19 protein-coding genes are annotated in these 25,920 nt (G+C 74.4%); 10 read left to right on the top strand and 9 right to left on the bottom strand.

The genetic code is table 11. From position 1 onward, the window contains the following. Positions 1-123: 123 nt before the first annotated feature. A complete protein-coding gene (locus JE024_RS26230; protein WP_205375944.1) occupies positions 124-897 on the bottom strand; it encodes a serine protease in 774 nt (257 codons plus the stop codon). Between the two features lie 261 nt (positions 898-1,158). Here JE024_RS26230 and JE024_RS26225 point away from each other — a divergent pair, with 261 nt between their 5' ends. Continuing rightward, positions 1,159-2,052 (top strand): hypothetical protein, encoded by an 894-nt coding sequence (locus JE024_RS26225; RefSeq protein ID WP_205375943.1) that lies wholly within the window; start codon positions 1,159-1,161, stop codon positions 2,050-2,052. A gap of 24 nt (positions 2,053-2,076) precedes the next feature. Next, positions 2,077-3,645 (top strand): ankyrin repeat domain-containing protein, encoded by a 1,569-nt coding sequence (locus JE024_RS26220; RefSeq protein WP_205375942.1) that lies wholly within the window; start codon positions 2,077-2,079, stop codon positions 3,643-3,645. Between the two features lie 421 nt (positions 3,646-4,066). On the opposite strand, the gene JE024_RS26215 is transcribed toward JE024_RS26220, so the two are convergent. Together JE024_RS26215 and JE024_RS26210 are read right to left on the bottom strand one after the other, a co-directional pair. Then, on the bottom strand, positions 4,067-5,908 hold the full coding sequence (locus tag JE024_RS26215) for a DEAD/DEAH box helicase (protein ID WP_244883080.1): 1,842 nt from the start codon (positions 5,906-5,908) through the stop codon (positions 4,067-4,069). 97 nt (positions 5,909-6,005) lie between these two features. Beyond that, positions 6,006-6,209 (bottom strand): cold-shock protein, encoded by a 204-nt coding sequence (locus JE024_RS26210; protein ID WP_005318814.1) that lies wholly within the window; start codon positions 6,207-6,209, stop codon positions 6,006-6,008. Between the two features lie 390 nt (positions 6,210-6,599). On the opposite strand from JE024_RS26210, the gene JE024_RS26205 reads away from it, so the two are divergent. After that, complete coding sequence (locus tag JE024_RS26205; protein ID WP_205375941.1) at positions 6,600-6,890, top strand: hypothetical protein; 291 nt, start codon at positions 6,600-6,602, stop codon at positions 6,888-6,890. Positions 6,891-6,914: 24 nt separating this feature from the next. Here JE024_RS26205 and JE024_RS26200 read toward each other — a convergent pair whose 3' ends face one another. The 4 genes from JE024_RS26200 to JE024_RS26185 all read right to left on the bottom strand — a co-directional run bounded on the left by JE024_RS26200 (position 6,915) and on the right by JE024_RS26185 (position 15,193). Further along, complete coding sequence (locus JE024_RS26200; RefSeq protein ID WP_205375940.1) at positions 6,915-7,655, bottom strand: VWA domain-containing protein; 741 nt, start codon at positions 7,653-7,655, stop codon at positions 6,915-6,917. Positions 7,656-7,951: 296 nt separating this feature from the next. After that, positions 7,952-9,412, bottom strand: coding sequence for a glutamate synthase subunit beta (locus JE024_RS26195; RefSeq protein ID WP_205375939.1), 1,461 nt, complete (start codon positions 9,410-9,412; stop codon positions 7,952-7,954). Further along, positions 9,405-13,964: a glutamate synthase large subunit gene (gene gltB / locus JE024_RS26190; RefSeq protein ID WP_205375938.1), complete on the bottom strand. Its 4,560-nt coding sequence runs from the start codon at positions 13,962-13,964 to the stop codon at positions 9,405-9,407. The genes JE024_RS26195 and gltB overlap by 8 nt, the downstream gene beginning before the upstream one ends. Before the next feature lie 500 nt (positions 13,965-14,464). Next, positions 14,465-15,193, bottom strand: coding sequence for a VIT1/CCC1 transporter family protein (locus tag JE024_RS26185; protein WP_205375937.1), 729 nt, complete (start codon positions 15,191-15,193; stop codon positions 14,465-14,467). Between the two features lie 233 nt (positions 15,194-15,426). Between JE024_RS26185 and JE024_RS26180 the strand changes: the two genes are divergently transcribed. From JE024_RS26180 to JE024_RS26150, 7 genes are all read left to right on the top strand, one after another. Then, entirely contained in the window at positions 15,427-16,482 is a 1,056-nt protein-coding gene (locus JE024_RS26180; protein WP_244883079.1) for an ADP-ribosylglycohydrolase family protein, read from the top strand. After that, entirely contained in the window at positions 16,479-17,846 is a 1,368-nt protein-coding gene (locus JE024_RS26175) for an ADP-ribosylglycohydrolase family protein (RefSeq protein WP_244883078.1), read from the top strand. The genes JE024_RS26180 and JE024_RS26175 overlap by 4 nt, the downstream gene beginning before the upstream one ends. 202 nt (positions 17,847-18,048) lie before the next feature. Beyond that, positions 18,049-19,242: an ADP-ribosylglycohydrolase family protein gene (locus tag JE024_RS26170; protein WP_205375936.1), complete on the top strand. Its 1,194-nt coding sequence runs from the start codon at positions 18,049-18,051 to the stop codon at positions 19,240-19,242. Beyond that, positions 19,239-20,945, top strand: coding sequence for an ADP-ribosylglycohydrolase family protein (locus JE024_RS26165; RefSeq protein WP_205375935.1), 1,707 nt, complete (start codon positions 19,239-19,241; stop codon positions 20,943-20,945). Before JE024_RS26170 ends, JE024_RS26165 begins: the two co-directional genes overlap by 4 nt. Beyond that, positions 20,942-21,829 (top strand): ribokinase, encoded by an 888-nt coding sequence (gene rbsK, locus JE024_RS26160; RefSeq protein WP_205375934.1) that lies wholly within the window; start codon positions 20,942-20,944, stop codon positions 21,827-21,829. The genes JE024_RS26165 and rbsK overlap by 4 nt, the downstream gene beginning before the upstream one ends. After that, entirely contained in the window at positions 21,826-23,040 is a 1,215-nt protein-coding gene (locus tag JE024_RS26155; RefSeq protein WP_205375933.1) for a CaiB/BaiF CoA transferase family protein, read from the top strand. The genes rbsK and JE024_RS26155 overlap by 4 nt, the downstream gene beginning before the upstream one ends. Continuing rightward, entirely contained in the window at positions 23,037-23,837 is an 801-nt protein-coding gene (locus JE024_RS26150; protein ID WP_205375932.1) for an HpcH/HpaI aldolase/citrate lyase family protein, read from the top strand. The genes JE024_RS26155 and JE024_RS26150 overlap by 4 nt, the downstream gene beginning before the upstream one ends. Positions 23,838-23,960: 123 nt before the next feature. On the opposite strand, the gene lgt is transcribed toward JE024_RS26150, so the two are convergent. After that, a complete protein-coding gene (gene lgt / locus JE024_RS26145; RefSeq protein ID WP_205375931.1) occupies positions 23,961-24,947 on the bottom strand; it encodes a prolipoprotein diacylglyceryl transferase in 987 nt (328 codons plus the stop codon). Positions 24,948-25,053: 106 nt separating this feature from the next. Next, positions 25,054-25,902, bottom strand: a complete 849-nt coding sequence (locus tag JE024_RS26140; protein ID WP_205375930.1) for a thioredoxin domain-containing protein — start codon at positions 25,900-25,902, stop codon at positions 25,054-25,056. Positions 25,903-25,920 lie beyond the last annotated feature (18 nt).

The raw sequence follows: 25,920 nt of genomic DNA, 5'->3' as shown, positions 1-25,920 counted from the left end.
GCTGGCGGCTGGCGGCTGGCGGGCCACGGTGGGCGGTGCGCGGCCCCGGTGCGCGTGCCCGCGGGGCGCGGGTGCCCGGCGCCGGGGGTGCCGGCGCCGGGCGGGGTGTGCCGCGGTGCGTCCCTACAGGGTCGCGGCCGCCGACTTGATGGCCGCCGCGAAGGTCGAGACCTCCGTGTAGACGCCGGGGTAGCCGGGCCGTGCGCAGCCCTCGCCCCAGCTCACGATGCCGACCTGGATCCAGGCGCCCGCGTTGTCCCGGCGGAACATCGGGCCGCCGGAGTCACCCTGGCAGGTGTCGACACCGCCCTGGGAGTAGCCCGCGCAGATCTCCTCGGCGGGGACCAGGTCGCTGCCGTAGGACTGGCGGCAGGAGGTGTCGGAGACGAACGGGACCTGCGCCTTGAGCAGGTAGCGCTGCTGCGCGCCGCCCTCGCGGGCCGCGCCCCAGCCGGCGACGGTGAACGTGCCGCTGTTGTACGCGGTGGTCTCGGCGATCTTGAGGGTGGGCAGGTTGATGGGCTGGGCGAGCTTGATCAGCGCCCAGTCCTTGCCCACGCCGTTGTAGCCGGGGGCCTGGAGGACCTTGGTGGAGCGGACCTTGACGGCGCCGGTGCTGTTGAGGTCGACCACACCGGCGGTGGCGGTGATGCTCGTGTTGTTGCCGGAGCCGTTCACGCAGTGGGCGGCGGTGAGGACGATGTTCTGGGTGTAGAGGGCACCGCCGCAGCCCATGGAGAGCCGGACCATGAAGGGGAACTCGCCCTGGGCGGCGCGGGTTCCGCCGACGACGGGCGGGGCGGCGGCCGAGGCGGACGAGGGCTGGAGGCTGACGGCGGCGAGGATCACCGCGCCGGCGGCGGCACATCTCTTGAGTGCACGCAGAAGCTGCTTCAACGGACTGCCTTTCGTGGGGGGTTGACCGGTGCGTCCGCGCCGGGCGCGCGGAGTCACGTGTCCGTGCGCCAGGACCCGTTCATGACATGCGCCCGACAAAGACGTGTCCGGATTATGGGCAGTGGATCAGGGGCCCGACAAGAAGCCGGTTTCGGCCACGCGCCCCACGGGGCACGCCCGTACCGGCGCGGCCCGCCCCGGCGGGCCCGGACGGCGGTCGTAGAGTGGACCGCGGGCGGTCGTGTGCATGGGGGTGCGGACGTGGCGAACGGCAGCGAGGTGGTGCGCGGCTTCCCGCACCTCGACACGGTCAGGTCCGCCGTGACCGCCCTCTACCGCAGGCTCTCCGCCGACGGCGTGCAGCGGTTCGCGTCCAGCGTCTCCCCCGCCGACGTGGCCTTCTCCCCCGACGACGACCTGTACCTGGGCACCCAGCGGGTGGCCCGCGCCCTCGTCTCCCATCTCCGCCTGCCCGACGCCCGGATGATCGTGGGCTTCCGCGAGATGGAGCACGCCGCGAGCGTGGAACTGACCGCGGGCCCCGAGTACTTCATCGAGCTGAACAGCCGCTTCCGCACCCACCGCCGCGACATCGGCGCCGCCCTCGCCCACGAGATCACCCATGTCCTGCTGCACCGGCTCGGGCTGTCGTTCCCCGGCACCCGGGACAACGAGATCCTCACCGACACGGTGACCACCTATCTCGGCGCGGGCTGGCTGCTGCTCGACGCGTTCCGCGAGGACGCGCTGACCAGCCAGAAACTCGGCTACCTCACCCCGGAGGAGTTCGGCTACGTACTGGCCGGACGGGCCATGGTCTTCGGCGAGGACCCCTCGGCCTGGTTCACCAGCCCCCAGGGCTACCGCGCCTACACGGCCGGCCGCACCGAGGCGCTGCGCGACGCCCGGCAGCCGCCGCTGACCAGCGCGGGACGGGTCGGCCGCCTCCGCTACGCCGGCCGGCGCCGCCAGGCCCTCGCGGGCGACCGCGCCGGGGCGGGGCCCAAGGACGCCTACGCCTTCGAGCAGGGGCCCGGCGGACTGCGGGTCTCCTTCCCGTGCACCACCTGCCACCAGCGGATCCGGGTCCCGGTCAGCGGCCGGGTACGGGCCCGCTGCGGCCTGTGCCGGACGGTACTCGAATGCGACACCTGACCCCGGATCCGTAGGGTCGAGGGTATGGACGAGGCACAGACCGACCGGGCGGGCGAACTCTTCGACGCGCTGTACGGAGGCACGGAGGACAGCGTCCTAGCGCTGCTGCGCGCGGGCGCGCCGGCGGAGGCGACGGACGAGGAGGGGCAGACGCCGCTGTATCTGGCGGCCGTGGCGGGCGAGCCCGGCATCGTACGGCTGCTGCTGGTCGCGGGCGCCGACCCGGACCGCGCCTGCGGACCCGACCGCGACGACCTGCCGCTGTGCGGGGCCGCGGTCGGCGGCCACACCGAGGTGGTCCGGGCCCTGCTCACCGGCGGCGCCACGCCCGACCTCCGGGAGGCCCTCGGCTTCACGGCGCTCGCCTGGGCCGTCGGCCAGGGCCACGCCGGCACCGTCGAGGCCCTGCTGGAGCACGGCGCGGACCCCGACCTGACCTGCCCCGGCGGCGAGGCGCCCCTGGTGGTCGCGGCCCGGCGCGGCTCCCCGTCGACCGTCCGCGCCCTGCTGCGCCACGGGGCGGGCAGCCGGACCGAGGCCCTCCACGAGGCCCGCTCATGGCTGGAGCGCGACGTGGAGACCTCCCTGCGCGAGGCGCTGCTCACCGCGTACGGGCAGGACGCCGAGACGGTCGCGCGGCGGGTGGCCGAGGACGGCGGGTCCACCGTGATCGTGGAGGTGCTGCGCGACGGCCGCCCGGCGGCGGGCAACGAGCAGCAGACCGGTCACGGCGCGATCGCCACCCTCCTGGAGGCGGAGCTGGGGGTCCGCACCCCGTACGCGACCCTCGCCGAACGCGCCCTGCGGGAGGGCGACCCGGAGCGCGACGACTGGACCGCGTCGGTGGCGGCGCTGTGGCGGCGCGGCGACGAGGAGACGTTCCAGGCCGCGGCGGCCTGGTGCGCGAGCGACGACCCGCTGCGCCGGGCGTTCGCGGCGGACGTGCTGTCCGAACTCGGCTTCGCGGGTGCCGGCGCGGACCCGGCGGCGGGGCGGGTGCTGCGCGACCGCGACGGGACGGTGCGCCACGCGGACGGCGTGGAGCGCCCGTTCGCGGCACGGGCGCTGCCGCTGCTGCGCGAGCTGTCCCGGGAGGCCCGTGACCCGGAGCTGGTCCAGGCCGCCGTGAACGCGCTCGGCCACCACGCGGACCCGGCGGCGGTCCCGGACATCGTGCGCCACGCCGCCCACCCCGAGGCGCCGGTGCGCCGGCGGGTGGCCACCGCGCTGTGCGGGCTGGTCCCCGGCGACGACGCGGAGGGCCTCGCGGCGCTGATCACTCTCGGCGGGGACCCGGACACCGAGGTCAGGGACTGGGCGACGACCGCCCTGGCGGGGGTCGCCGCCGACACCCCGGAGATACGCGCGGCCCTGGCCGCCCGCCTCGACGACCCCCACCCGGACACCGCCGCCGAGGCCGCCCGGGGCCTGGCGGTCCGCCAGGACCCGCGGGCCGAGGCGGCGCTCTCCCGCCTGCTCACCGACCAGCCCCCGGAGACCCACGCCCACCGCACGGCCACGGACGCCGTCCGCCACCTCACGGACCCCCGCCTCCGCACCCGCCTCGCCTCCACCGTCCCCCGCCGCCCCTGACGGCCACGGCAGGGCGGCGGAGACGGCCCGAGGCCCCCGGCCCCCGGAGCCCCCCACTCACCACACGGCCCCCGCCCGGCGTCCACCGTCCCCCGCCGCCCACGGCAGGGGCGGCAGAGACAGCCCGAGGCGGCCCGGACACCGGAGACCCCCACTCACCACACGGCCCCCGCCCGGCGTCCACCGTCCCCCGCCGCCCACGGCAGGGGCGGCAGAGACAGCCCGAGGCCCCCGGCCCCCGGAGCCCCACGCCCACCTCACGGACCCCCGCCTCCGCACCCGCCTCGCCTCCACCGTCCCCCGCCACCCCCGACCCGCCCCGCCGGCCACGACGGGACGGCACAGACGGCCCGAGGCCCCCGGCGATCCCCGACCGCTCCTCGCGGTCCCGGCCCCGCACCCGGACAGCACGGCGCCCGCGTCACCGCCGCCGCGCGGCGGTGACATCCCACGAACCCGGTGCCCGGTGCCCGGCCGGTACGCACAACGGCGCGGGCCGGACCCCCCGACGGGAGTCCGGCCCGCGCCGTTTCGGTGTGCCGCTCAGGCCGCGCCGGTGCCCCGGGCGCGGCGGGTGCGGGAGCGGGGGCCCGCGCCTCGCCCTGCGGGGCGGAGGCGGCGCCGCGGCGGGCCTCGCCCTGCCCGCCGGCGCGGCCCGCACCCGCGGACGCCGCACGGCGCGACGGGCGCGACCCTCGCCCTGGCCACCGGCGGCGGAGGCACGCCCCGCGCCGGCGGACGCCCCGCCGGAAGCGGACGTGCCGCGTCCCGCCCTGGGCGTCTGGCGCTGCGCCGTGCCGCTCTCCGCGCGCCGGCCGCGTCCGCCGCGCGAGGAGCGCCGGCGGGACGTGGCCCCGGCGGCCTCCGCGGGCGCGGCGGCCTGCTGCGGAATCTCGATGGTCACCGGCACGCCGGACGGCTCACGGGCGCCGGTCAGCCGGGCGAGTTCCTCGTCGGAGGAGGAGACCCGCGCCGTCCGAGGCGCTATGCCCGCGTCCGACATCAGCCGGGTCATCTCCCGCTTCTGGGCGGGCAGCACCAGCGTGACCACGCTGCCGGACTCCCCCGCGCGGGCCGTGCGCCCGCCGCGGTGCACATAGTCCTTGTGGTCGACGGGCGGGTCGACGTTGACGACCAGGTCGAGGTCGTCGACGTGGATGCCGCGGGCCGCCACATTGGTCGCGACCAGCGCGGTGACCTGGCCGTTCTTGAACTGGTCCAGGGTGCGGTTGCGCTGCGGCTGCGAACGTCCGCCGTGCAGGGCGGCCGCCCGGACACCGCTGGCCAGCAGACGCTTGGCGAAGCGGTCGGCGGACCGCTTGGTGTCCACGAAGAGGATCACCCGCCCGTCACGGGCGGCGATCCGCAGGGCGACGGCCTTCTTCTCGGTCTCGTCGGCGATGTGCAGCACATGGTGCTCCATCGTCGTCACCGCACCGGCCGACGGGTCGACCGAGTGGACCACCGGGTCGGTGAGGAACATCCGCACGAGCCGGTCGATGTTCTTGTCCAGCGTCGCCGAGAACAGCATCCGCTGCCCGTCCGGCTCGACCTGCTTGATCAGCTTGGTGACCTGCGGCATGAAGCCCATGTCGGCCATCTGGTCGGCCTCGTCCAGGACGGTCACCGACACGCTGTCGAGCCGGCAGTCGCCCCGGTCGACGAGGTCGATCAGCCGCCCGGGGGTCGCCACGAGCACCTCGGCGCCCCGGCGCAGGGCGCCCGCCTGCTTGTTGATCGACAGACCGCCGACCACGGTGGCGAGACGGAGCTGCACGGAGGTCGCGTACGGGGTGAGCGCGTCGGTCACCTGCTGCGCGAGCTCACGGGTGGGCACCAGGACGAGCGCGAGCGGCGCACCGGACTCGGCGCGGCGGCCGGCGGTGCGGGCGAGCAGCGCGAGCCCGAAGGCGAGCGTCTTGCCGGAGCCGGTGCGTCCGCGCCCCAGGAGGTCGCGGCCCGCGAGCGAGTTCGGCAGGGTGGCGGCCTGGATGGGGAACGGCTCGGTGACGCCCTGGGCCGCGAGTGTCTTCAGCAGGGCGGCGGGCATCTCCAGCTCGTCGAACGCCGCCACGGCGGGCAGTGCCGGGGTGACGGTCTCGGGCAGGGTGAATTCCTGCGGCGGCGCCACGGGGCGCGCGGCGCCCTTGGAGCGGCCGCCCCTGCCGGCGGATCCCTGGGAGCGCGCGGTGCCGCGCGCGGGACGGGAGTCCGTACGGGATTCGGTGGGGCGCTTGCGTGCCGGGCGTTCGGAGCGGTTCATGTACGAGAAATGCCTTCCAGGCCCTGGGACAGGGACGAGCCGGGGCCCGCACCGTGCGGTGCGGGCCCCGGCTGCGATGAAGCGGGTCCTCCGGCGATCAGGCCGGGAGGATGTTCTCCGCCTGCGGGCCCTTCTGGCCCTGCGTGACGTCGAACGTCACCTTCTGGCCTTCCTGGAGCTCACGGAAGCCCGAGGTGGCGATGTTGGAGTAGTGGGCGAAGACGTCGGCGCCGCCGCCGTCCTGCTCGATGAAGCCGAAGCCCTTTTCCGAGTTGAACCACTTCACGGTTCCAGTTGCCATGTCATTCTCCTTGAACGGGGCAAGCCGGGAATCCACACCTCGTGGACTCCCCGTCGCTGCATTGACCCCATCCGGAGAATCCGGAAACAAAACATGCGCCTGACGAAGCATTCCCGTCAGGCGCACACAGAGTTCATGGGTACCAAAACTGCAACGCAGCCACCGTAGCACGAATCGCCACGGACACCTGTGTTCCCCCTCACGCCCGGCAAAGGTGACCAGGTCACACCGCCGATCCGCCGCCGCGGTCCCGGAACGCGGCCGCCCTCGTCCCGGGTTTTCGCCCGGAGGGATGCAGGCGGCGGCCCGGGGTGATGTGCTGGAAGTCGGGTACCGGGCCGCCGCCGGGGCGACGGGGAGGCGTGGGGCCCGCCAGCGAGGAGAGACGCGATGACGATCTTCATGCACGCGACTCTGCCGGGTGTCACGCCCGCGCAGTACGACGCGCTCAACGCGGAACTGCGGTCCCTGCCGGGCGACACCTTCGCGGGATGCCTCTCGCACACCTGTGTGCCGTCGGAGGCGGGCGTCGAGATCTACGACGTGTGGGAGTCCGAGGAGGCGATGGACAAGTTCGCCGCGGTGATCATGCCGGTGGCCGAGAAGCAGGGGCTGCCCGCCGGGCCCGACCGCCCCCGGGTGCGGCAGGTGCACAACTTCTGGATCCCCGGGAGCGGCTGACCTCCTGGGCGCCGCGGCGTCCGCTCAGCGCACGATCCCCTGGGCGCGCGCGTCCGCCAGCCAGCCCGGGAACTCGGCCAGCAGCCGGTCGTACAGCTCGTCGTCCGGCACCCGCCTCGGGTCCGCCCCCGCGTGGAAGAAGCCGGCGTTGTCGACGGGCCGCTTGGCGGGCACGGCGAGCTCGTCGAGCCGGCGCAGGAAGTCGAACTGAGTGCTGCGCTTGTCCCCGAATCCGACGAACTGCCAGAACAGCGGCATCCTGGCGGCCTTGCAGAGATAGCGCTCCGCCGCGAGCTTGCTGACCGGTCCGCCGTCGGTCTGGAAGACGACGAGCGCGGGGGCGGTGGAACCGCTGTCGACGTAGTGGTCGAGGACGGCGTCCATCGCGAGGTGGTAGCTGGTCTTCCCCATGTGCCCGAGCCCGGCGACGATCCGGTCGATCCGGCCCTGGTGGTCGTCGAGCGCGATCTCGGTGACGGCGTCGACGTCCGTGGAGAAGAAGACCACCGGCACCACGCCGTCGTCGTCGAGATGGGCGGACAGCCCGAGCACCCGGTCGGCGAGCGCCTGCACGCTGCCGTCGCGGTAGTAGTCCTTCATCGACCCGGAGTAGTCGACCACCAGGTACACCGCCGCGCGCTGCCCCTCCATCCCCCGCTTGCGCAGACCGGCCCCGGCGCTCTTGTACAACGACACGATCCCGGGCGCCCGCTCCTCGACCTTGCGCAGACTGATCGCCGGCCCCGGTGTGGTCCGCGTGGTCATGGGGCGTGCCTCCGTGTTCGCGTCCACTGTCCTGTTCGTCCGACGATATCCGGTCACCCGCACCGCCAACGAGGGCCCCGACGGGGTCGGTTGGGCGGGGTGGTCCGCCGGTCTCCGAGCAGGGGCGCACAAGACCGTCCGCCCGGCCGCTCCCGCCCCCGGACACACCACGGCGCCTGCCGGATCCGGTCGGGGACGAGGCAGGCGCCGTGTTCAGTTCCGCACGCCGTTGTACGGGACGTCATGGAGTTGTCCGCGCGACGCCGGCCCCGTGGGGCCGGGTCGTGCTCCGGTCGTCAGACCGTGAGCGCGCGGTCGGTCGGGCGGATCGGCGCCGGCAGCGCGCTCGCTCCCGTGAGGAAGCGGTCGACGCCGCGTGCCGCGGAGCGGCCCTCGGCGATCGCCCAGACGATCAGCGACTGGCCGCGGCCCGCGTCGCCGGCGACGAAGACGCCGTCGACGTTGGTGGCGAAGTCGGCGTCGCGCGCGATGTTGCCGCGCTCGTCGAGCTCCAGGCCGAACTGCTGGACCAGGCCGTTGGACTGGTCCGTGCCCGTGAAGCCCATCGCCAGCGTGACCAGCTGCGCCGGAATCCGCCGCTCGGTTCCGGGCTTCTGGGTCAGCTTACCGTCCACGAACTCCACCTCGATCAGGTGGAGGGCCTGGACGTTGCCGTCCTCGTCGCCCTCGAAGTGGGTGGTGGAGACGGAGTACACCCGCTCGCCGCCCTCCTCGTGGGCCGAGGTGACCTTGTAGAGCATGGGGAAGGTCGGCCAGGGCTGGCCGGCGATCCGCTCCTCGCCCGGGCGGGGCATGATCTCCAGCTGGGTGACCGAGGCGGCGCCCTGACGGTGGGCGGTGCCCACGCAGTCGGCGCCGGTGTCGCCGCCGCCGATGACGACGACGTGCTTGCCCTCGGCGGTGAGCGGGGGCGCCACGAAGTCGCCCTCCTGCACCTTGTTGGCGAGCGGCAGGTACTCCATGGCGAAGTGGATGCCGTTCAGCTCGCGGCCGGGGACCGGCAGGTCGCGGGAGACGGTGGCACCGGCGGCGATGACGACCGCGTCGTAGCGGCGGCGCAGCGCGTCGGACGGCATGTCGGTGCCGATCTCGACCTCGGTGCGGAACTTGGTGCCCTCCGCGCGCATCTGCTCGATGCGGCGGTTGATGTGCACCTTCTCCATCTTGAACTCGGGGATGCCGTAGCGCAGCAGGCCGCCGATGCGGTCGGCGCGCTCGTACACGACGACGGTGTGGCCGGCCCGGGTGAGCTGCTGGGCGGCGGCGAGACCGGCCGGGCCGGAGCCGACGACGGCGACGGTCTTGCCGGAGAGGCGGTCCGGCGGCTGCGGGGTGACGTCGCCGGAGTCCCACGCCTTGTCGATGATGGAGACTTCGACGTTCTTGATGGTGACGGCCGGCTGGTTGATGCCGAGGACGCACGCCGCCTCGCAGGGCGCGGGGCACAGCCGCCCGGTGAACTCCGGGAAGTTGTTGGTCGCGTGCAGGCGCTCGGACGCCGCCGACCAGTCCTCGCGGTAGGCGTAGTCGTTCCACTCGGGGATGAGGTTCCCGAGCGGACAGCCGTTGTGGCAGAACGGGATGCCGCAGTCCATGCAGCGGCCGGCCTGCTTGCTGATGATCGGCAGCAGGGAGCCGGGGACGTAGACCTCGTTCCAGTCCTTGACGCGCTCCTCGACGGGGCGGGTCTCGGCGACCTCGCGGCCGGTGGTCAGGAAGCCCTTGGGGTCAGCCATTGGTCGCCGCCTCCATCATCTTCTCGGTGGTCTCCTGCTCGGTGAGACCGGCGAGCTCAGCGGCGTCCTTGGCGGCGAGCACTGCCTTGTACGTGGTCGGGATGATCTTGCTGAACCGGGCGGCGTTCGTCTCCCAGTCGGCGAGGAGCTTCTCGGCGACGGTGGAGCCCGTCTCCTCGTGGTGGCGGCGCACGACGTCGTGCAGCCACTGCCGGTCGGCGTCGGACGGGGTCTCGATCGCCTGGAGGTTGCCGGAGTTGACGTTGTCCCGGTCGAGGTCGACGACGTAGGCGATGCCGCCGGACATGCCCGCCGCGAAGTTGCGGCCGGTCTCGCCGAGGACGACCGCGTGTCCGCCGGTCATGTACTCGCAGCCGTGGTCGCCCACGCCCTCGGAGACGACCAGTGCGCCGGAGTTGCGGACGCAGAAGCGCTCGCCGGTGCGGCCGCGCAGGAACATCTCGCCGCCGGTGGCGCCGTAGCCGATGGTGTTGCCGGCGATGGTCGAGTACTCGGCGAGGTGGTCGGCGCCGCGGTCCGGGCGGACGATCACCCGGCCGCCGGAGAGGCCCTTGCCGACGTAGTCGTTGGCGTCGCCCTCCAGGCGGAGCGTGACACCGCGCGGCACGAAGGCGCCGAAGGACTGGCCCGCGGAGCCGGTGAAGGTGATGTCGATGGTGTCGTCGGGCAGGCCCGCGCCGCCGAACCGCTTGGTCACCTCGTGGCCGAGCATGGTGCCGACGGTCCGGTTGATGTTCCGGATGCCGATCTGGGCGCGCACCGGCCGGGCGTCCTCGACGCCGGCGGCGTTCAGCGCCTCGGCGGCGAGCTCGATCAGCTCGTTGTCGAGCGCCTTCTCCAGACCGTGGTCCTGCTCGGTGATCCGGTGGCGCACCGCGCCCTCGGGCAGCTCGGGCACGTGGAACAGCGGGGCGAGGTCGAGGCCCTGGGCCTTCCAGTGGCTGACGGCACGGGTGGTGTCCAGCAGCTCGGCGTGGCCGACGGCCTCCTCGACGCTGCGGAAGCCCAGCTCGGCGAGGATCTCGCGGACCTCCTCGGCGATGAACTGGAAGAAGTTGACGACGAACTCGGCCTTGCCGGAGAACCGCTCGCGCAGCACCGGATTCTGGGTGGCGATGCCGACCGGGCAGGTGTCCAGGTGGCAGACGCGCATCATGACGCAGCCGGAGACGACGAGCGGGGCGGTCGCGAAGCCGAACTCCTCGGCGCCGAGCAGCGCGGCGATGACGACGTCGCGGCCGGTCTTGAGCTGGCCGTCGGTCTGCACCACGATGCGGTCGCGCAGGCCGTTGAGGAGCAGCGTCTGCTGGGTCTCGGCGAGGCCGAGCTCCCAGGGGCCGCCCGCGTGCTTCAGCGAGGTCAGCGGGGAGGCGCCCGTTCCGCCGTCGTGGCCGGAGATGAGGACGACGTCCGCGTGGGCCTTGGAGACACCCGCGGCGACCGTGCCGACGCCGACCTCGGAGACCAGCTTCACGTGGATGCGGGCGACCGGGTTGGCGTTCTTGAGGTCGTGGATGAGCTGGGCGAGGTCCTCGATGGAGTAGATGTCGTGGTGCGGCGGCGGCGAGATGAGGCCGACGCCGGGCGTCGAGTGACGCGTCTTGGCGACCCACGGGTAGACCTTGTGGCCGGGGAGCTGTCCGCCCTCGCCGGGCTTGGCGCCCTGGGCCATCTTGATCTGGATGTCGTCGGCGTTGACGAGGTACTCGCTGGTGACGCCGAAGCGGCCGGAGGCGACCTGCTTGATGGAGGAGCGGCGCTCCGGGTCGTACAGGCGCTCCGGGTCCTCGCCGCCCTCGCCGGTGTTGGACTTGCCGCCGAGCTGGTTCATGGCGATGGCCAGCGTCTCGTGCGCCTCCTTGGAGATGGAGCCGTACGACATGGCGCCGGTGGAGAAGCGCTTGACGATCTCGGAGACGGGCTCGACCTCGTCGACGGGGATCGACGGGCGGTCGGAGGTGAAGCCGAACAGGCCGCGGAGCGTCATCAGGCGCTCGGACTGCTCGTTCACCCGGTCCGTGTACTTCTTGAAGATGTCGTACCGCTTGGTGCGCGTGGCGTGCTGGAGGCGGAAGACGGTCTCCGGGTCGAACAGGTGCGGCTCGCCCTCGCGGCGCCACTGGTACTCGCCGCCGATCTCCAGCGCGCGGTGCGCGGAGGGGATGCCGGTGGCCGGGTACGCCTTGGCGTGCCGGGCGGCGACCTCCTTGGCGACGACGTCCAGGCCGGCGCCGCCGATCTTGGTGGCGGTGCCGTTGAAGTACTTCTCCACGAAGGCGTCGTCCAGGCCGACGGCCTCGAAGACCTGCGCGCCGCGGTAGGAGGCGACGGTGGAGATGCCCATCTTGGACATGACCTTGAGGACGCCCTTGCCGAGGGCGTAGATCAGGTTGCGGATCGCCTTCTCGGGCTCCAGGCCGTCGATGAAGGTGCCGGCGCGCACGAGGTCCTCGACGGACTCCATCGCCAGGTACGGGTTGACCGCGGCGGCGCCGTAGCCGATGAGCAGGGCGACGTGGTGCACCTCGCGGACGTCGCCGGCCTCGACCAGCAGGCCCACCTGGGTGCGCTGCTTGGTGCGGATGAGGTGGTGGTGCACGGCGGAGGTGAGCAGCAGCGACGGGATCGGGGCGTGCTCGGCGTCGGAGTGCCGGTCGGAGAGCACGACGAGCCGGGCGCCGTTCTCGATGGCGGTGTCGGCCTCGGCGCAGATCTCGTCGATCCGGGCGGCGAGCGCGTCGCCGCCGCCGGAGACCCGGTAGAGACCGGAGAGCGTGGCGGCCTTCATGCCGGGCATGTCGCCGTCGGCGTTGATGTGGATGAGCTTGGCCAGCTCGTCGTTGTCGATCACCGGGAACGGCAGGGTGACGCTGCGACAGGACGCGGAGGTCGGCTCCAGCAGGTTGCCCTGGGGGCCGAGCGAGGAGTACAGCGAGGTGACGAGCTCCTCGCGGATGGCGTCCAGCGGCGGGTTGGTGACCTGTGCGAAGAGCTGGGTGAAGTAGTCGAAGAGCAGCCGGGGGCGCTCGGACAGGGCCGCGATCGGGGAGTCCGTGCCCATGGAGCCGAGCGGCTCGCCGCCGGTGCGGGCCATCGGCGCCAGGATGACGCGCAGCTCCTCCTCGGTGTAGCCGAAGGTCTGCTGGCGGCGGGTGACGGAGGCGTGGGTGTGGACGATGTGCTCGCGCTCGGGCAGGTCCTCGAGCTCGATCTCGCCGGTCTCCAGCCACTCCTCGTAGGGGTGCTCGGCGGCGAGGCCCGACTTGATCTCGTCGTCCTCGATGATGCGGTGCTCGGCGGTGTCGACGAGGAACATCCGGCCGGGCTGGAGGCGGCCCTTGCGGACGACCTTCGCGGGGTCGATGTCGAGCACGCCGACCTCGGAGGAGAGCACGACGAGGCCCTCGTCGGTGACCCAGTAGCGGCCGGGGCGCAGACCGTTGCGGTCGAGGACCGCGCCGACCTGGGTGCCGTCGGTGAAGGTGACGCAGGCCGGGCCGTCCCAGGGCTCCATCATCGTGGAGTGGTACTGGTAGAAGGCACGCCGGGCCGGGTCCATGGAGTCGTGGTTCTCCCACGCCTCGGGGACCATCATCAGCACCGAGTGGGGCAGCGAACGGCCGCCGAGGTGGAGCAGCTCCAGCACCTCGTCGAAGGAGGCGGAGTCGGAGGCGTCCGGGGTGCAGACCGGGAAGATGCGCTCCAGGCTGCCCTCGCGGAACAGGTCCGAGCCGAGCTGGGACTCCCGGGCGCGCATCCAGTTGCGGTTGCCCTTGACCGTGTTGATCTCGCCGTTGTGCGCGACGAAGCGGTACGGGTGGGCCAGCGGCCAGCTCGGGAAGGTGTTGGTGGAGAACCGGGAGTGCACGAGGGCGACGGCGGTGGCGCAGCGCCGGTCGGACAGGTCCGGGAAGAAGGGTTCGAGCTGGCCGGTGGTCAGCATGCCCTTGTAGACGACGGTGCGGGCGGAGAGCGACGGGAAGTACACGCCGGCCTCGCGCTCGGCGCGCTTGCGCAGCACGAACGCCTTGCGGTCCAGGGCGATGCCCGAGTTCACCCCGTCGGCGACGAAGAGCTGGCGGAAGGCCGGCATCGTGGCGCGGGCGCCGTTGCCGAGCAGCTCGGGGGCGACGGGGACCTCACGCCAGCCGAGGACGGTGAGGCCCTCCTCGGCGGCGATCGTCTCGATCCGTGAGACGGCCTCGGTGTTGTCCTCGGCCGGGAGGAAGGCGATGCCTACGGCATAGGAGCCGGCCTCGGGAAGATCGAATCCGGCCACTTCGCGCAGGAAGGCGTCGGGGACCTGGAGGAGGATGCCCGCGCCGTCGCCGGAGTCGGGCTCGGAGCCGGTGGCGCCGCGGTGCTCGAGGTTCCGCAGTACGGTCAGCGCCTGCTCGACCAGCTCATGGCTGGCTACACCGGTGAGGGTGGCCACGAACCCGACACCGCAGGCGTCGTGTTCGTTACGGGGGTCGTACATCCCCTGGGGGGCGGGGCGACCGTCCATGGGCGACCAGGCGTCGGAACGCATCGGCTCTCCCGTCGTCGTCGTGGCATGTGCAGTGCCGAGGGACGACGTTGGCCCTGGCGAAATTTCGTGCAGGTTACATGATGGAGTGCTTCTCGGAAAGCGGATAGACCATTCCAGCATGCGGACACCGCTGAGCGCGGTGACAGGGGGCCCTGGGGCGTACGAACCGGGAGAACCTGGTGAAGGAAACGGATCGCGGTACCGGAGGACCGGCGCGGACAGGCTTCGTTGCCCGGAGCGCTTTCGGCTCATGCCCGGTGGTTGCGGAGACGAAACCACCGGGTAACGGCTATGTATGTCGTGCCTTGCATAGTGTCTCACTGTTGCGCCGCTCGGCGGAGGGGACGTACGTCACAGGGTCGGCGATGGAACGCGAAAGCGCGACCGCACCGGCCCCTGACCTGGGGCCGGTGCGGTCGTGTCCGCCGGGAGGGCGGGCCCGGTGGGGAGCCGGGCGGGGACGGGGGCGCGGGGGTACCGGGGCGCGGGTCGCGCGGTCGTCAGACCGCGGCGCCGATCAGCATGCCCAGCCCGTAGGTGACCGCCGCGGCGGCGCCGCCGAGCGCGAGCTGGCGCATCCCGCTGAACAGCCAGCCGCGGGCCGTGACCTTCGCCACCAGGGCTCCGCAGGCGAACAGCCCGGCGAGGGCGAGCAGCACGGCGGGCCACAGGGCGCTCGCGCCGAGCAGGTACGGCAGCACCGGCAGCAGCGCGCCGAGGGCGAACGAGCCGAAGGAGGAGACGGCGGCGACGGTGGGCGACGGGAGGTCGTCCGGGTCGATGCCGAGCTCCTCGCGGGCGTGGATCTCCAGCGCCTGCTCGGGGTCCCTGGAGAGCTGCATCGCCACCTCGCGGGCGAGCTCGGGCTCCACGCCCCGGGCGGTGTACAGCGCGGCGAGCTCCTCCATCTCGTCCACCGGGTGCCTGCGCAGCTCACGGCGCTCGACGTCGAGCTCGGCCTGGACCAGTTCGCGCTGCGAGGCGACCGAGGTGTACTCGCCGGCCGCCATGGAGAACGCGCCCGCGGCCAGGCCGGCGAGGCCCGTGACGACGATGGTCTGCTGGGAGGCGGCGCCGCCTGCGACGCCGGTCATCAGCGCCAGGTTGGAGACGAGTCCGTCCATCGCCCCGAACACCGCAGGACGCAGCCAGCCGCCGTTCACGTCGCGGTGGGTGTGGTTGTCGCGGTGCGCCTCGTGCAGCGCGGCCTCGGTCTCGATGATGGACACAGCTCTCCCCTCTCGACCGCGATGCTCGTGCACCGCGGCCCTCTGACCTCGAACGTACGCCGGATGTAAGGGGCGCGCCAGCAAGGCAGGCCGTACTTACCTGGGGCCGGGAGGCGCCCTCGAAGGGGTCCCGGCATACACCGGGTCGGGTGACAGAAACGTTTCTCTGATGAGGGCCGGGCGGCGCGTGGCACACATCGGGGACCAGGCTCGCGCGCGCGAAAGGGCCCCACATGGAGTTGCTGACCGAGTCGTCCACCGGCGGGCCGGCCACCGTCCCGGTGTCGGCGCCCGCCACGGCCGTCACCCCGCCCGCGGACCGTGCCGACCGGGCACGCGGGGCGCTGCTCGGCCTCGCGGTGGGCGACGCGCTCGGCGCCCCCGCCGAGAACATGCGGCCGTCCGAGATCCGCCGCCGCTGGGGCCGCATCGAGGGCTTCGTCAGCGACGATCCGGCCGGCACCGACGACACCGAGTACGCCATCCTCTCGGGCCTGCTGCTCGCCCGGCACGGCTCGGAGCTGACCGTCGCCCACGTCGAGGCCGCCTGGCACGAGTGGATCGCCGACCGGGACGAGGGCCCGTTCCGGGGAGCCGGCTTCAGCGAACGCGGCACGCTGGAGAACCTGCGGCGGGGGCTGGCCGCGCCGATCTCCGCCCAGCACCGGCACGCCTGGAGCGACGGGCTCGCCATGCGCGCGGCCCCGTTCGGCGTCTTCGCCGCCGGCTGCCCCGAGGAGGCGGCCCGGCTGGTGACCGTCGACGGCAGCGTCAGCCACGACGGCGAGGGCATCCACGGCGGCCGGGCGGTGGCGGCGGGGGTCGCGGCCGCGATGGGCGGCGCGGGGCCCGCGGGGGTGATCGGGGCGGCGCTGTCCGTCGTCCCGATGGACTCCTGGACCGCCCGCACCCTGCGGCGCGGGGTGATCGCGGCGGGCCGCACCTACCCGGACGCGCTGTCCATGGAGCGGGCGGTGCGCTCGGCCGTCGTGATCGGCGGCTACCCGTGGACCGACCTGGCGCCGGAGGCGGTGGGGCTGGCGTTCGGCGCGTTCGCGGCGGCCCGCGGGGACTTCCGCACCTCGGTGCTGACGGCCGTCAACATGGGCCGCGACGCCGACACCACCGCGGCCGTCGCGGGCGCGCTCGCGGGAGCGGTCCAGGGCGCGGGCGCGATCCCGCCCGAATGGGCCGGCGCGATCGGCCCGGTGCGCGGGAGCTGCCTCCCCTCGATGCGCGGCCACCACGTCCTCGACGTGGCCGCGCTCCTGACCCCGTCGGCCTCATGACCGCCCCCGCGTCGCACGGCCCCCTGGACACCGCCCGCGCGGGCACGGGCCCCGCCGGCCCCGGGGAGGAGGCGGCCCGGCACGGCACGGCGGCAGCTGCCGGGCACAGCACGACGGAGACGGGGTCGCACGGCACAGCGGAAGCGGCCCGGCACGGCACGACGGAGACGGGGTCGCACGGCACAGCGGAAGCGGCCCGGCACACCGCGACGGAGACCGCACGGCACGGCACGGCGGTGGCGCGACCGCTCGAAGGGCTGCTGCTCGGGCTCGCCGCCGGGGATGCCGCGGGCTGGCCGGCGGCGAGGCACCGGGCGGGCCGGATGCCCGAGTGGACCCGCCGGCTCACCCGGGAACTCGACACGTTCGCCGAACAGAACGCCACCACCACGCTCCCGGTGCCGATCGCGCTGAACCAGCCGCCGGAGCCGCTGCGCCTCGGCCCCTCCGACGACGCCGAGTGGGCCGCGTTCGCGGCCCAGATCGTGCTCACCGCGCGCGGCGACGACGTCCGCGGACCGTCGCCGGCCCGCCGGGTCCGGGCCGCCGTCGACCTGGCGTGGAACGCCCTCGCGAGCCAGGTCGCCGCGGCCGCCGCACGGGCCCCGGAGGTCGAGTCGGCGGTGCTGCCGCTGCGGGCCCGGATCTCCGTGCGCGCGGGGCTCGGCAACCTCGCCACCGGCCTGCGCCCGCCGGCGACCGGCCACGACAATCCGCACTACTTCGACGACGCCGCCTGTGTACGGGCCGCCGTGCTCGCCGTCGTGCACCCCGGCGACCCGGCGGCGGCCGCCGCCCTCGCCGAGTTCGACGCCCGCTACACGCAGGACGGGGACGGGGTGCACGGCGCCCGGGCGATGGCCGCCGCCGTCGCGGCCGCCCTCGGCGGCGCGGACGTCGAGGGCGCCGTGGCCGCCGCGCTCGGCCAGTTGCCCGAGTCCACCGAGATCGGCCGCAACGCCCGGCACGCGCTCGCCCTCGCCCGCGAGGCCGGCTGCGCCTTCGATCTGGTGCCCCTGCTGGAGCACCAGATCGTCGACCACGTCTACAGCTACGGCATCGCCGCCGCCGAGACGGTGCCGGTGGCGCTCGCCGTGACCCTCGCCGCCCGGGGCCGGGTGTCCGAGGCCGTGCCCACGGCGGCGTGCCTCTCCCGGGTCGCGGACTCCGCGCCCGCGCTGGCCGGGGCGCTGACCGGTGTCCTGGGCGGCGGCGACCGCGTCCCCGCCGGCTGGCGCGAGGCCTGCCGCACCCTCGCCGGCTGCGTCCTCCCCCACCTCGCCGGGACCGACCTGGTGGCCCTGGCCGCCCTCCTCGCCGCCCCGGAGGACACCGGGCCCGGGGACGGAGGGCTTCCCCGGTAGCGGACGGGGCCTCCCCCGGGCGTCGTGCGCCGCCCCGGCCGGTCCGCCGCCCGGGCCTCCGCGCCCCGGGCGGGCGCCGCCCGGCCGCGTGCCGCGCATCGCGCGCGGGCAGGAGGTCCGCGGGGCGGCCGGGGCGGGGAGAGTGGCCGAATCCCCGGGCGAGGTACGCCGCGCGCGACGGAACAAGGGGGACAATCCGGCCATGACCACAGCGACGGCGAACGCGGCCACCCCATCGGCGAACCCCGACTCCCCCTCCCTCGACGACAGGCTCACGGGCAGCCTGGTCGGTGCCGCCGTCGGCGACGCGCTCGGCGGGCCGGTCGAGGGCTACACCCCGGAGCAGATCGTCGAGCGGCACGGCGGCCGGGTCGAGGGCATCGTCGGCCCCTGGAACGGCGACGCATGGCGCACCGCGCGCCCGATCGCCCCGTACCACAAGGGCAACGGGCACATCACCGACGACACCCTGCTCACCCACGCCCTGGTGCGCGTCTACGCGGCGGTCCGCGACCACCTGGACGCCTACGCCGTCGCCGACCATCTGGTGCCCGACCTGATCTCCACCCCCCGCTGGATCCCCGAACTGGAGGCGGAGGCCCTCCCCCTCCAGCGGATCTTCCTCGCCGAGAAGTGGCTGGTGCACCGGCTGCACTACGGCCACAACGACCCCCGCGAGGCCGGGGTCGGCAACATCGTCAACTGCGGTGCCGCGATGTACATGGCGCCGGTCGGCCTCGTCAACGCCGCCGACCCGGACGCCGCCTACCACGAGGCGCTGGACGTCGCGGGGGCGCACCAGTCCTCCTACGGGCGGGAGGCGGCGGGCGTGTTCGCGGCCGCCGTCGCGGCGGCGGCGGCGCCGGGGGCGACCCCGGCCACTGTCGTGGAGACGGCGCTGGCGCTGGCCAAGGACGGCACCCAGGCCGCGATCGAGGCCGTCGCGGAGACCGCCGTCCGCCACACGGACTTCGAGTCGGCGCTCGCGCCGCTGCGCGCGGCGGTGGCCCCCTTCGACACCGTCGGCCCCGACTACCGGGCCCCGTCGCTGGGCGCCCGCCGCCCCTCGCGGCTGCACTCCATCGAGGAACTGCCCATCGCCCTGGGCATGCTGCTCGTCGGCGCGGGCGACTTCCGGCGGACCGTGCTCGCCTGCGTCAACTACGGCCGCGACTGCGACTCGATCGCGACGATGGCCGGAGCCCTGGTGGGGGCGATGCACGGGGAGCGGGCGGTGCCGGACGACTGGGCGCGGCAGGTGGCCCGGGCCAGCCGGATCGACCTGCGCGCCCCCGCGGCCGAACTCGTGGCGGTGGCCCGGGAGATCCACGCGCGCGACCTGGCCCGCCGCCGCGCCCACGAGGCGGCGTTCGCCGCGCTGGCGGACGCCCGATGACCGGGACGCTGCGGCTGACCTGGGTCCAGCCCGAGGACCTCATCGGGCACGAGCTGCGGCAGGCGGACGAGGACGGGCGGGACGCGGGCGATGTCCGCGACCGCTGGCGGGCGGCGGGCGGCGCCCCCGCGCCCGCGCGTGCGGGCGCCTCCGCCGAGCCGGCCCCGCCCCGGCTCCGGGCGCTCGCGGAGCGCCTCCTCGACGAACTCGCCGCGCTCCCCTCTCCCTTGGCCGCCGCCGAACCGCTGGACTGGTCGTCGATCGCGGCGGCCTGCCCGGCCCTGGGGCACCTGTCGGCTGCCGGTCCCGGGCCGGACCGCCGGGGAACCCCCGGGCTCCCCGGCGGGGACGCGTCCGGTTCCGCCGGTCCCCCGCGCGGCGACGCCGGCGAGGTGGCCCGGTCCCGCGCGGCGGCCGGTGCCGCGCCGACCGAGGACGCCGCGCGCACCGCGTGGCCCGGACGGGCCCCCCGCCCCGACGACACGCACGGCGACGCGCTCCACCCCCGCCCGTCCGGGCAGCCGCCCCGCACCGGGGCCGCGCCCGGCGATGCGCCGCAGACCGACCGGCCCGGGCGGCCGCCCCGCACCGCCGCCGGGCCCACCGAACACGCCCCGCACGCCCACCCGCCCCGCACCGCCGCCGCGCCCGGCGAGGACGCGCTGCATGCCGCGTGGCTCGGGCGGGCGGCGGGGTGTCTGCTGGGGAAGCCCGTGGAGAAGCTGCCGCTGGACGCCATCCGCGCGCTGGCCCGTGCGACGGGCAACTGGCCGCTGGCCGACTGGTTCACCGCGCGCGGGGTGCCGGCGGAGCTGGCCGCCGCCCACCCGTGGAACCGGCGCAGCGCCGCCACCAGCCTGGCCGAGAACATCGACGGCATGCCGGAGGACGACGACCTCAACTACCCGCTGCTCGGCCTGGTGCTGCTGCGGCGGCACGGCCGCCGCTTCACCACCGCCGACGTGGGCGCGCTGTGGCTGGACGAACTCCCCGCCGGACGGACCTTCACCGCGGAACGCGTCGCCTACCGCAACCTGCTGTGCGGCGTCGAGCCGCCGCTCACGGCCGTCCGCCGCAATCCGTTCCGGGAGTGGATCGGCGCCGCGATCCGTGCCGATGTGCACGGCTGGACCAACCCCGGGGCCCCGGCCGCCGCCGCGGAGCAGGCCTTCAGGGACGCCGCGCTGAGCCACACCGCGAACGGCGTCTACAGCGCCATGTTCGTCGCCGCCACGGTGGCCGCCGCGGCCGGCGGCGACGCCGGGGTGCACGAGGCGCTGGCCGCCGGCCTCGCGGTGGTGCCGCCGCGCTCCCGGCTGGCCGGGGCCGTCCGCTTCGGCATCGCCGCCGCCCGCGCGGAGGCGGACTTCGACCGGGCGGTCGACCGGATCCACCACGCGTACGGCGCGCTGCACTGGGTCCACGCCGTCCCGAACGCCGCGCTGCTCGCCGCCGCGCTGACCCACGCGGACGGCGACTTCACCGGGTCCGTCTGCCGTGCGGTGTCCGGCGGTCTGGACACCGACTCCAACGGGGCGACCGCCGGTTCGGTCGCCGGGCTGCTGGCCGGCGCCCCCGACGCGCTGCCCGAACGCTGGACGACGCCGCTGAAGAACCGGCTCGCGACCTCGGTCGCCGGCTTCGACGGCGTCGGATTCGACACCCTCGCCCGTCTGACTGTGGAGGAGGCACTGCGCCCATGACCGGCATCGTGGTGCTCGGCAGCACCAACATGGACCTCGTCGCCTACGTGGCGAAGCCGCCGAAGCGCGGAGAGACCGTCACCGGAAGGGAGTTCGCCACCGTCCCCGGCGGCAAGGGGGCGAACCAGGCCGTCGCCGCGGCCCGCGCGGGCGGCGACGTCACCATGATCGGGGCGGTCGGCGCGGACGAGTTCGGCGCACTGCTGCGGCACACCCTGAAGGCGTCCGGAGTCGACACCGACCTGCTGCGCACCGCGGACGGCCCGTCCGGCACCGCGCACATCGTCGTCGACGACGACGGCGGGAACTCGATCGTCGTCGTCCCCGGCGCGAACGGCACCGTCACCGCGCTGGCCCCGGGCGACGAGGCCGTCATCGCCGCGGCCGACCTGCTGCTGCTCCAGCTCGAACTCCCCCTCGGCGCCGTGCTCGACGGCGCCCTGGCCGGCCGCCGGCACGGGGTGCGCACCGTGCTGACGCCCTCACCGGTGCAGCCCCTGCCGCCCGAACTGTTCGCCGCGGTCGACCTGCTCGTCCCCAACGAGCACGAGGCCGCCGCGCTCACCGGTGTGGCCGACCCGTACGAGGCCGCCGCCGCCCTGCTGCGCAGCGTGCCCGAGGTGGTCATCACGCTCGGCTCCGCGGGCTGTCTCCACGCCGCCCGGGACACCGCGCCCGTCACCGTGCCCGCCCCGCGGGTCACGGCCGTCGACACCACCGCCGCCGGGGACACCTTCGTCGGCACGCTCGCCGTCGCCCTCGGCGAGGGCCGGCCCGTGGAGCAGGCCCTCGCCTGGGCGTGCGCCGCAGCGGCCCTGTCCGTCCAGCGCCCGGGAGCGTCCACCTCCATGCCGTACCGCCCCGAGATCGACTCCGCGTCATGACGCCGCCGAGCAGCGCCCCGAACGGCGCGCCGCCGCTGAGCGGCCTGCGCGTCCTCGACCTGGCCACCCTCTTCGCCGGCCCGATGTGCGCCACGATGCTCGGCGACTACGGGGCCGAGGTCGTCAAGGTCGAGCACCCCACCCGCCCCGACCCCTCCCGCGGGCACGGGCCGGCCAAGGACGGCGTGGGCCTGTGGTGGAAGGTCCTCGGCCGCAACAAGCGCACCATCACGCTGGACCTCTCCACCCCCGGCGGCCGCGACACCCTGCTGCGCCTGGCGGCCACCGCGGACGTGGTCGTCGAGAACTTCCGCCCCGGCACCCTGGAGCGCTGGGGGCTGGGCTGGGAGGAGCTCAGCGCGGCCAATCCCCGGCTGGTGCTGGCCCGGATCACGGGCTTCGGGCAGTTCGGCCCGTACTCCCACCGGCCCGGTTTCGGCACCCTCGCGGAGGCGATGAGCGGTTTCGCGGCGGCGACCGGACAGCCCGAGGGGCCGCCCACGCTGCCGCCGTTCGGTCTCGCCGACTCGGTCGCCGCGCTGGCCACCGCGTACGCGGTGATGACCGCGCTGGCCGCGCGCGGCGTCACCGGCCGGGGCCAGGTCGTCGACATGGCGATCATCGAGCCGATCCTGGCCGTGCTCGGCCCGCAGGCGCTCTGGTACGACCAGCTCGGCTATGTGCAGCCCCGCACCGGCAACCGCTCCCGCAACAACGCGCCCCGGAACATCTACCGCACGGCGGACGGCGGCTGGGTGGCCGTCTCCACGTCCGCCCAGTCCGTCGCGGAGCGGGTGATGCACCTGGTCGGCCGGCCGGAGCTGGTCGACGAGCCCTGGTTCGCCACCGGCAGCGGGCGGGCCGACCACGCGGACGAGCTGGACGGGGCGGTCGGCGGCTGGATCGCCCGGCAGAGCTGCGCCGACGCGATCGCCGCCTTCGAGAAGGCCGAGGCGGCCATCGCCCCCGTCTACGACATCCGGGACGTGTACGCCGATCCCCAGTACCAGGCGCTGGGGACGATCACCGAGGTGCCCGACCCCGAACTCGGCACGCTGCGGATGCAGAACGTCCTCTTCCGGCTCTCCGAGACGCCCGGCTCCATCCGCTGGGCCGGCCGGCCGCACGGCGCGGACACCGACGCGGTGCTGGCCGAGATCGGGATGTCCCCCGCCGACATCGCCGCACTCCGTACCGAAGGAGCGCTATGACCATCCCGCTGACCTGGCTCTACGCCCCCGGGGACCGGCCGGAGGTGGTGCACAAGGCGATCGCCGCCCGTCCGGACGTCGTCATCGTCGATCTGGAGGACGCGGTGGCCGGGCACCGCAAGGAGTACGCCCTCGCGGCCACGGCCGAACTGCTGTCGCAGCATCTGCCGCTCCCCGTCCATGTGCGGATCGACTCCCCCGGGGACGTCGCGGCGCTGGCGGGGCTGCCCGGTCTGGCCGCCCTGCGCATCCCCAAGGTCGCCTACGCCACCGATGTGCAGCGGATCGCCGCCGAGGCGCCGGGCGTCGGGCTGTACGCGCTGCTGGAGTCGGCGCTCGCCGTGGAGCACGCCTATGCCATCGCCACCGCGCACGAGGCGCTGCGCGGCATCGCGCTCGGGGAGTCGGACCTGCGGGCGGACCTCGGGGTGCGCGGGGACACCGGACTGGACTGGCCGCGCACCCGGATCGTGGTCGCGGCGCGTGCGGCGGGGCTCGCACCGCCCACCCAGTCCGTCTTCCCCGACATCCTCGACCTGGACGGGCTGCACGCCTCCTGCGCGCACGGCCGCTCGATCGGCTTCCTCGGCCGGGCGGCGATCCACCCCCGCCAGCTCCCGGTGATCGAACGCGCCTACCGGCCGACGCCGGAGGAGATCGACGCGGCGGAGGAGATCGTCAAGGCGGCGGCGTCGGACACCGGGGCCATGGCCCTCCCGGACGGCCGCTTCGTGGACGCGGCGGTGGTCGCGGCGGCGCGGCGCACCCTGGCGATCGCCGCCCGCGAGATCCCCTGACCGGCAGCCGGCACCGGGGAGCGGGGCGGACACGGACGAGGGCCGCCGCGGGCAGTGTGCCCGCTGCGGCCCTCGTGCCGGCCGTCCGTCGCCGCCGTCGCGGCGTCGTGGCGGCCCCTGGTCCTAGCCCTTGCCACCGGCCGGCTTCGCGCCGGCGTCGGCCGTGTCGTCCGACCCCGCGCCGGCGTCCGCCGTGTCGTCGGAGGCGGCCTCGGCGTCGGCCTTCTCGTCCTTGCCCTTGTCGTCCGTGGCCTTCTCGTCCTTGCCGTCCTCCGGGGACGGCTTCGCCAGGGTCACGGCGCCCGGCTCGACGATCTCCTCACGGCCCGGACGCAGCCGGTTCGAGACGACGATGTAGGCGACGGCCAGGACGAAGACCAGGATCGACGTCCACACGTTCAGCCGGAGGCCGAGGACGTGGTGCGCCTCGTCGACGCGCATGTACTCGATCCAGCCGCGGCCCGCGCAGTACGCGGCGACGTAGAGCGCGAAGGCCCGGCCGTGGCCCAGCTTGAAGCGGCGGTCGGCCCAGATGACCAGCAGGGCCACGCCGATGCACCACAGCGACTCGTAGAGGAAGGTCGGGTGGTAGGTGCCGGCCTCGCGGCCCGCGCCCTCGGAGATCTTGACGGCCCACGGCAGGTCGGTCGCCTTGCCGTACAGCTCCTGGTTGAACCAGTTGCCCCAGCGGCCGATCGCCTGCGCGAAGGCGATCGCCGGCGCGAGGGCGTCCGCCCAGGCGGGCAGCGGGATGCCACGGCGGCGGCAGCCGATCCAGGCACCGACCGCGCCGAGCGCGATGGCGCCCCAGATGCCGAGGCCGCCCTCCCAGATCTTGAAGGCGTCGACCCAGTTCTCACCCTCGCTGAAGTACAGCTGGTAGTCGGTGATCACGTGGTAGAGGCGTCCGCCGACCAGGCCGAAGGGCACGGCCCACACGGCGATGTCGGCCACCGTGCCGGCCTTGCCGCCCCTGGCGACCCAGCGCTTGTTGCCGAACCAGACGGCGACGAAGACACCGATGATGATGCAGAAGGCGTAGCCGCGCAGCGGAAGCGGTCCGAGGTGGATCACTCCGGTCGACGGGCTCGGGATGAAGGCGATTTCCATGGCAGCACTGACGCTACCCTGCCGGGTGGGGCGTGCGGCAACCCACCCGGCAACGTCTGCATAACGAGGGCCCCGGCGAAGCGGGGTGGCGCGGCGGCCCCGGACGTCAGGACGCGGGGGATCCGGTGGCGGCGCTGCCGGCGGGCGAGGGCTGCCGGGTGCCGGGCTGCTTGCCCTTGTTGGCCTCCTCGACCCACTTCTTGAAGTTGGGCACCGAGATCTGTTCCTCGCCCTTGGTGGGGAAGATCGATTCGCCGTTGAGCAGGACCGTCGGGGTGCCGCGGAAGCCGCCGTTCTGGAAGGCCGTGTTGGACTTCTCGACCCAGCTGTCGTGGGTGCCGTCGTTGACACAGGTGCGGAAGGCGGGGGTGTCGAGGCCCTCGACCTTGCCGGCCAGCTCGATCAGCCGGTCGTTGTCGGCGAAGGCGTCGTCCGGCTCCGGGGGCTGGTTGGTGTAGAGCACGTCGTGGTACTCGGGGAACTTGCCCACGTCCTGGGCGCAGGCCGCCGCGTTCGCCGCGCGCAGGGAGCCGCTGCCACCCATGTTGCCGTCGATGATGGTGGCGAGGTGGTACTCGACCTTGATCTTCCCGGCCGCCACGAGGTCGTGGATCGTGGACCGCAGCGCGTTCTCGAACTGGGCGCAGGCCGGGCAGCGGAAGTCCTCCCACACGGTGAGGGTGGAGGGCGCGTCGCTCGCGCCGACGGGGATGGCGAGCTGCTCCTCCCCCTGCACCCCGCTGGGCGCGCTGAGCGGACCGGCCTCCGACGAGCCGTCCTTGTCCTTGCCGCTGTTGGCCGCGACCAGGCCGACGACGGCGGCCAGGCCGAGGACGCCGACCACGGCCGAGGCCACGATCAAGGTCCTGCGGCGCCGCTCGCGGGCCTTGTCCAACTGCCGTTCCCGCTGGATCCGCTCGCGTGCGGTCCGCTTCCGTTCTTGGTTGTCGCTCACGCACCGCAAACGAACCGG

This window comes from Streptomyces zhihengii, assembly GCF_016919245.1.
GTDB classification, from domain to species: domain Bacteria; phylum Actinomycetota; class Actinomycetes; order Streptomycetales; family Streptomycetaceae; genus Streptomyces; species Streptomyces zhihengii.
The sequence above is the reverse complement of the archived record's forward strand: the minus strand, read 5'-3'. Positions and strand labels throughout refer to the sequence as shown.

Bases quoted from the DNA above. Each gene is read 5' to 3' on its own strand.
- JE024_RS26220 (WP_205375942.1), top strand. From the start codon at position 2,077: ATGGACGAGGCACAGACCGACCGGGCGGGCGAACTCTTCGACGCGCTG.
- JE024_RS26215 (WP_244883080.1), bottom strand. From the start codon at position 5,908: ATGAACCGCTCCGAACGCCCGGCACGCAAGCGCCCCACCGAATCCCGT.
- JE024_RS26210 (WP_005318814.1), bottom strand. From the start codon at position 6,209: ATGGCAACTGGAACCGTGAAGTGGTTCAACTCGGAAAAGGGCTTCGGC.
- JE024_RS26205 (WP_205375941.1), top strand. From the start codon at position 6,600: ATGACGATCTTCATGCACGCGACTCTGCCGGGTGTCACGCCCGCGCAG.
- JE024_RS26200 (WP_205375940.1), bottom strand. From the start codon at position 7,655: ATGACCACGCGGACCACACCGGGGCCGGCGATCAGTCTGCGCAAGGTC.
- JE024_RS26195 (WP_205375939.1), bottom strand. From the start codon at position 9,412: ATGGCTGACCCCAAGGGCTTCCTGACCACCGGCCGCGAGGTCGCCGAG.
- gltB (WP_205375938.1), bottom strand. From the start codon at position 13,964: ATGCGTTCCGACGCCTGGTCGCCCATGGACGGTCGCCCCGCCCCCCAG.
- JE024_RS26180 (WP_244883079.1), top strand. From the start codon at position 15,427: ATGGAGTTGCTGACCGAGTCGTCCACCGGCGGGCCGGCCACCGTCCCG.
- JE024_RS26175 (WP_244883078.1), top strand. From the start codon at position 16,479: ATGACCGCCCCCGCGTCGCACGGCCCCCTGGACACCGCCCGCGCGGGC.
- JE024_RS26170 (WP_205375936.1), top strand. From the start codon at position 18,049: ATGACCACAGCGACGGCGAACGCGGCCACCCCATCGGCGAACCCCGAC.
- JE024_RS26165 (WP_205375935.1), top strand. From the start codon at position 19,239: ATGACCGGGACGCTGCGGCTGACCTGGGTCCAGCCCGAGGACCTCATC.
- rbsK (WP_205375934.1), top strand. From the start codon at position 20,942: ATGACCGGCATCGTGGTGCTCGGCAGCACCAACATGGACCTCGTCGCC.
- JE024_RS26155 (WP_205375933.1), top strand. From the start codon at position 21,826: ATGACGCCGCCGAGCAGCGCCCCGAACGGCGCGCCGCCGCTGAGCGGC.
- JE024_RS26150 (WP_205375932.1), top strand. From the start codon at position 23,037: ATGACCATCCCGCTGACCTGGCTCTACGCCCCCGGGGACCGGCCGGAG.
- lgt (WP_205375931.1), bottom strand. From the start codon at position 24,947: ATGGAAATCGCCTTCATCCCGAGCCCGTCGACCGGAGTGATCCACCTC.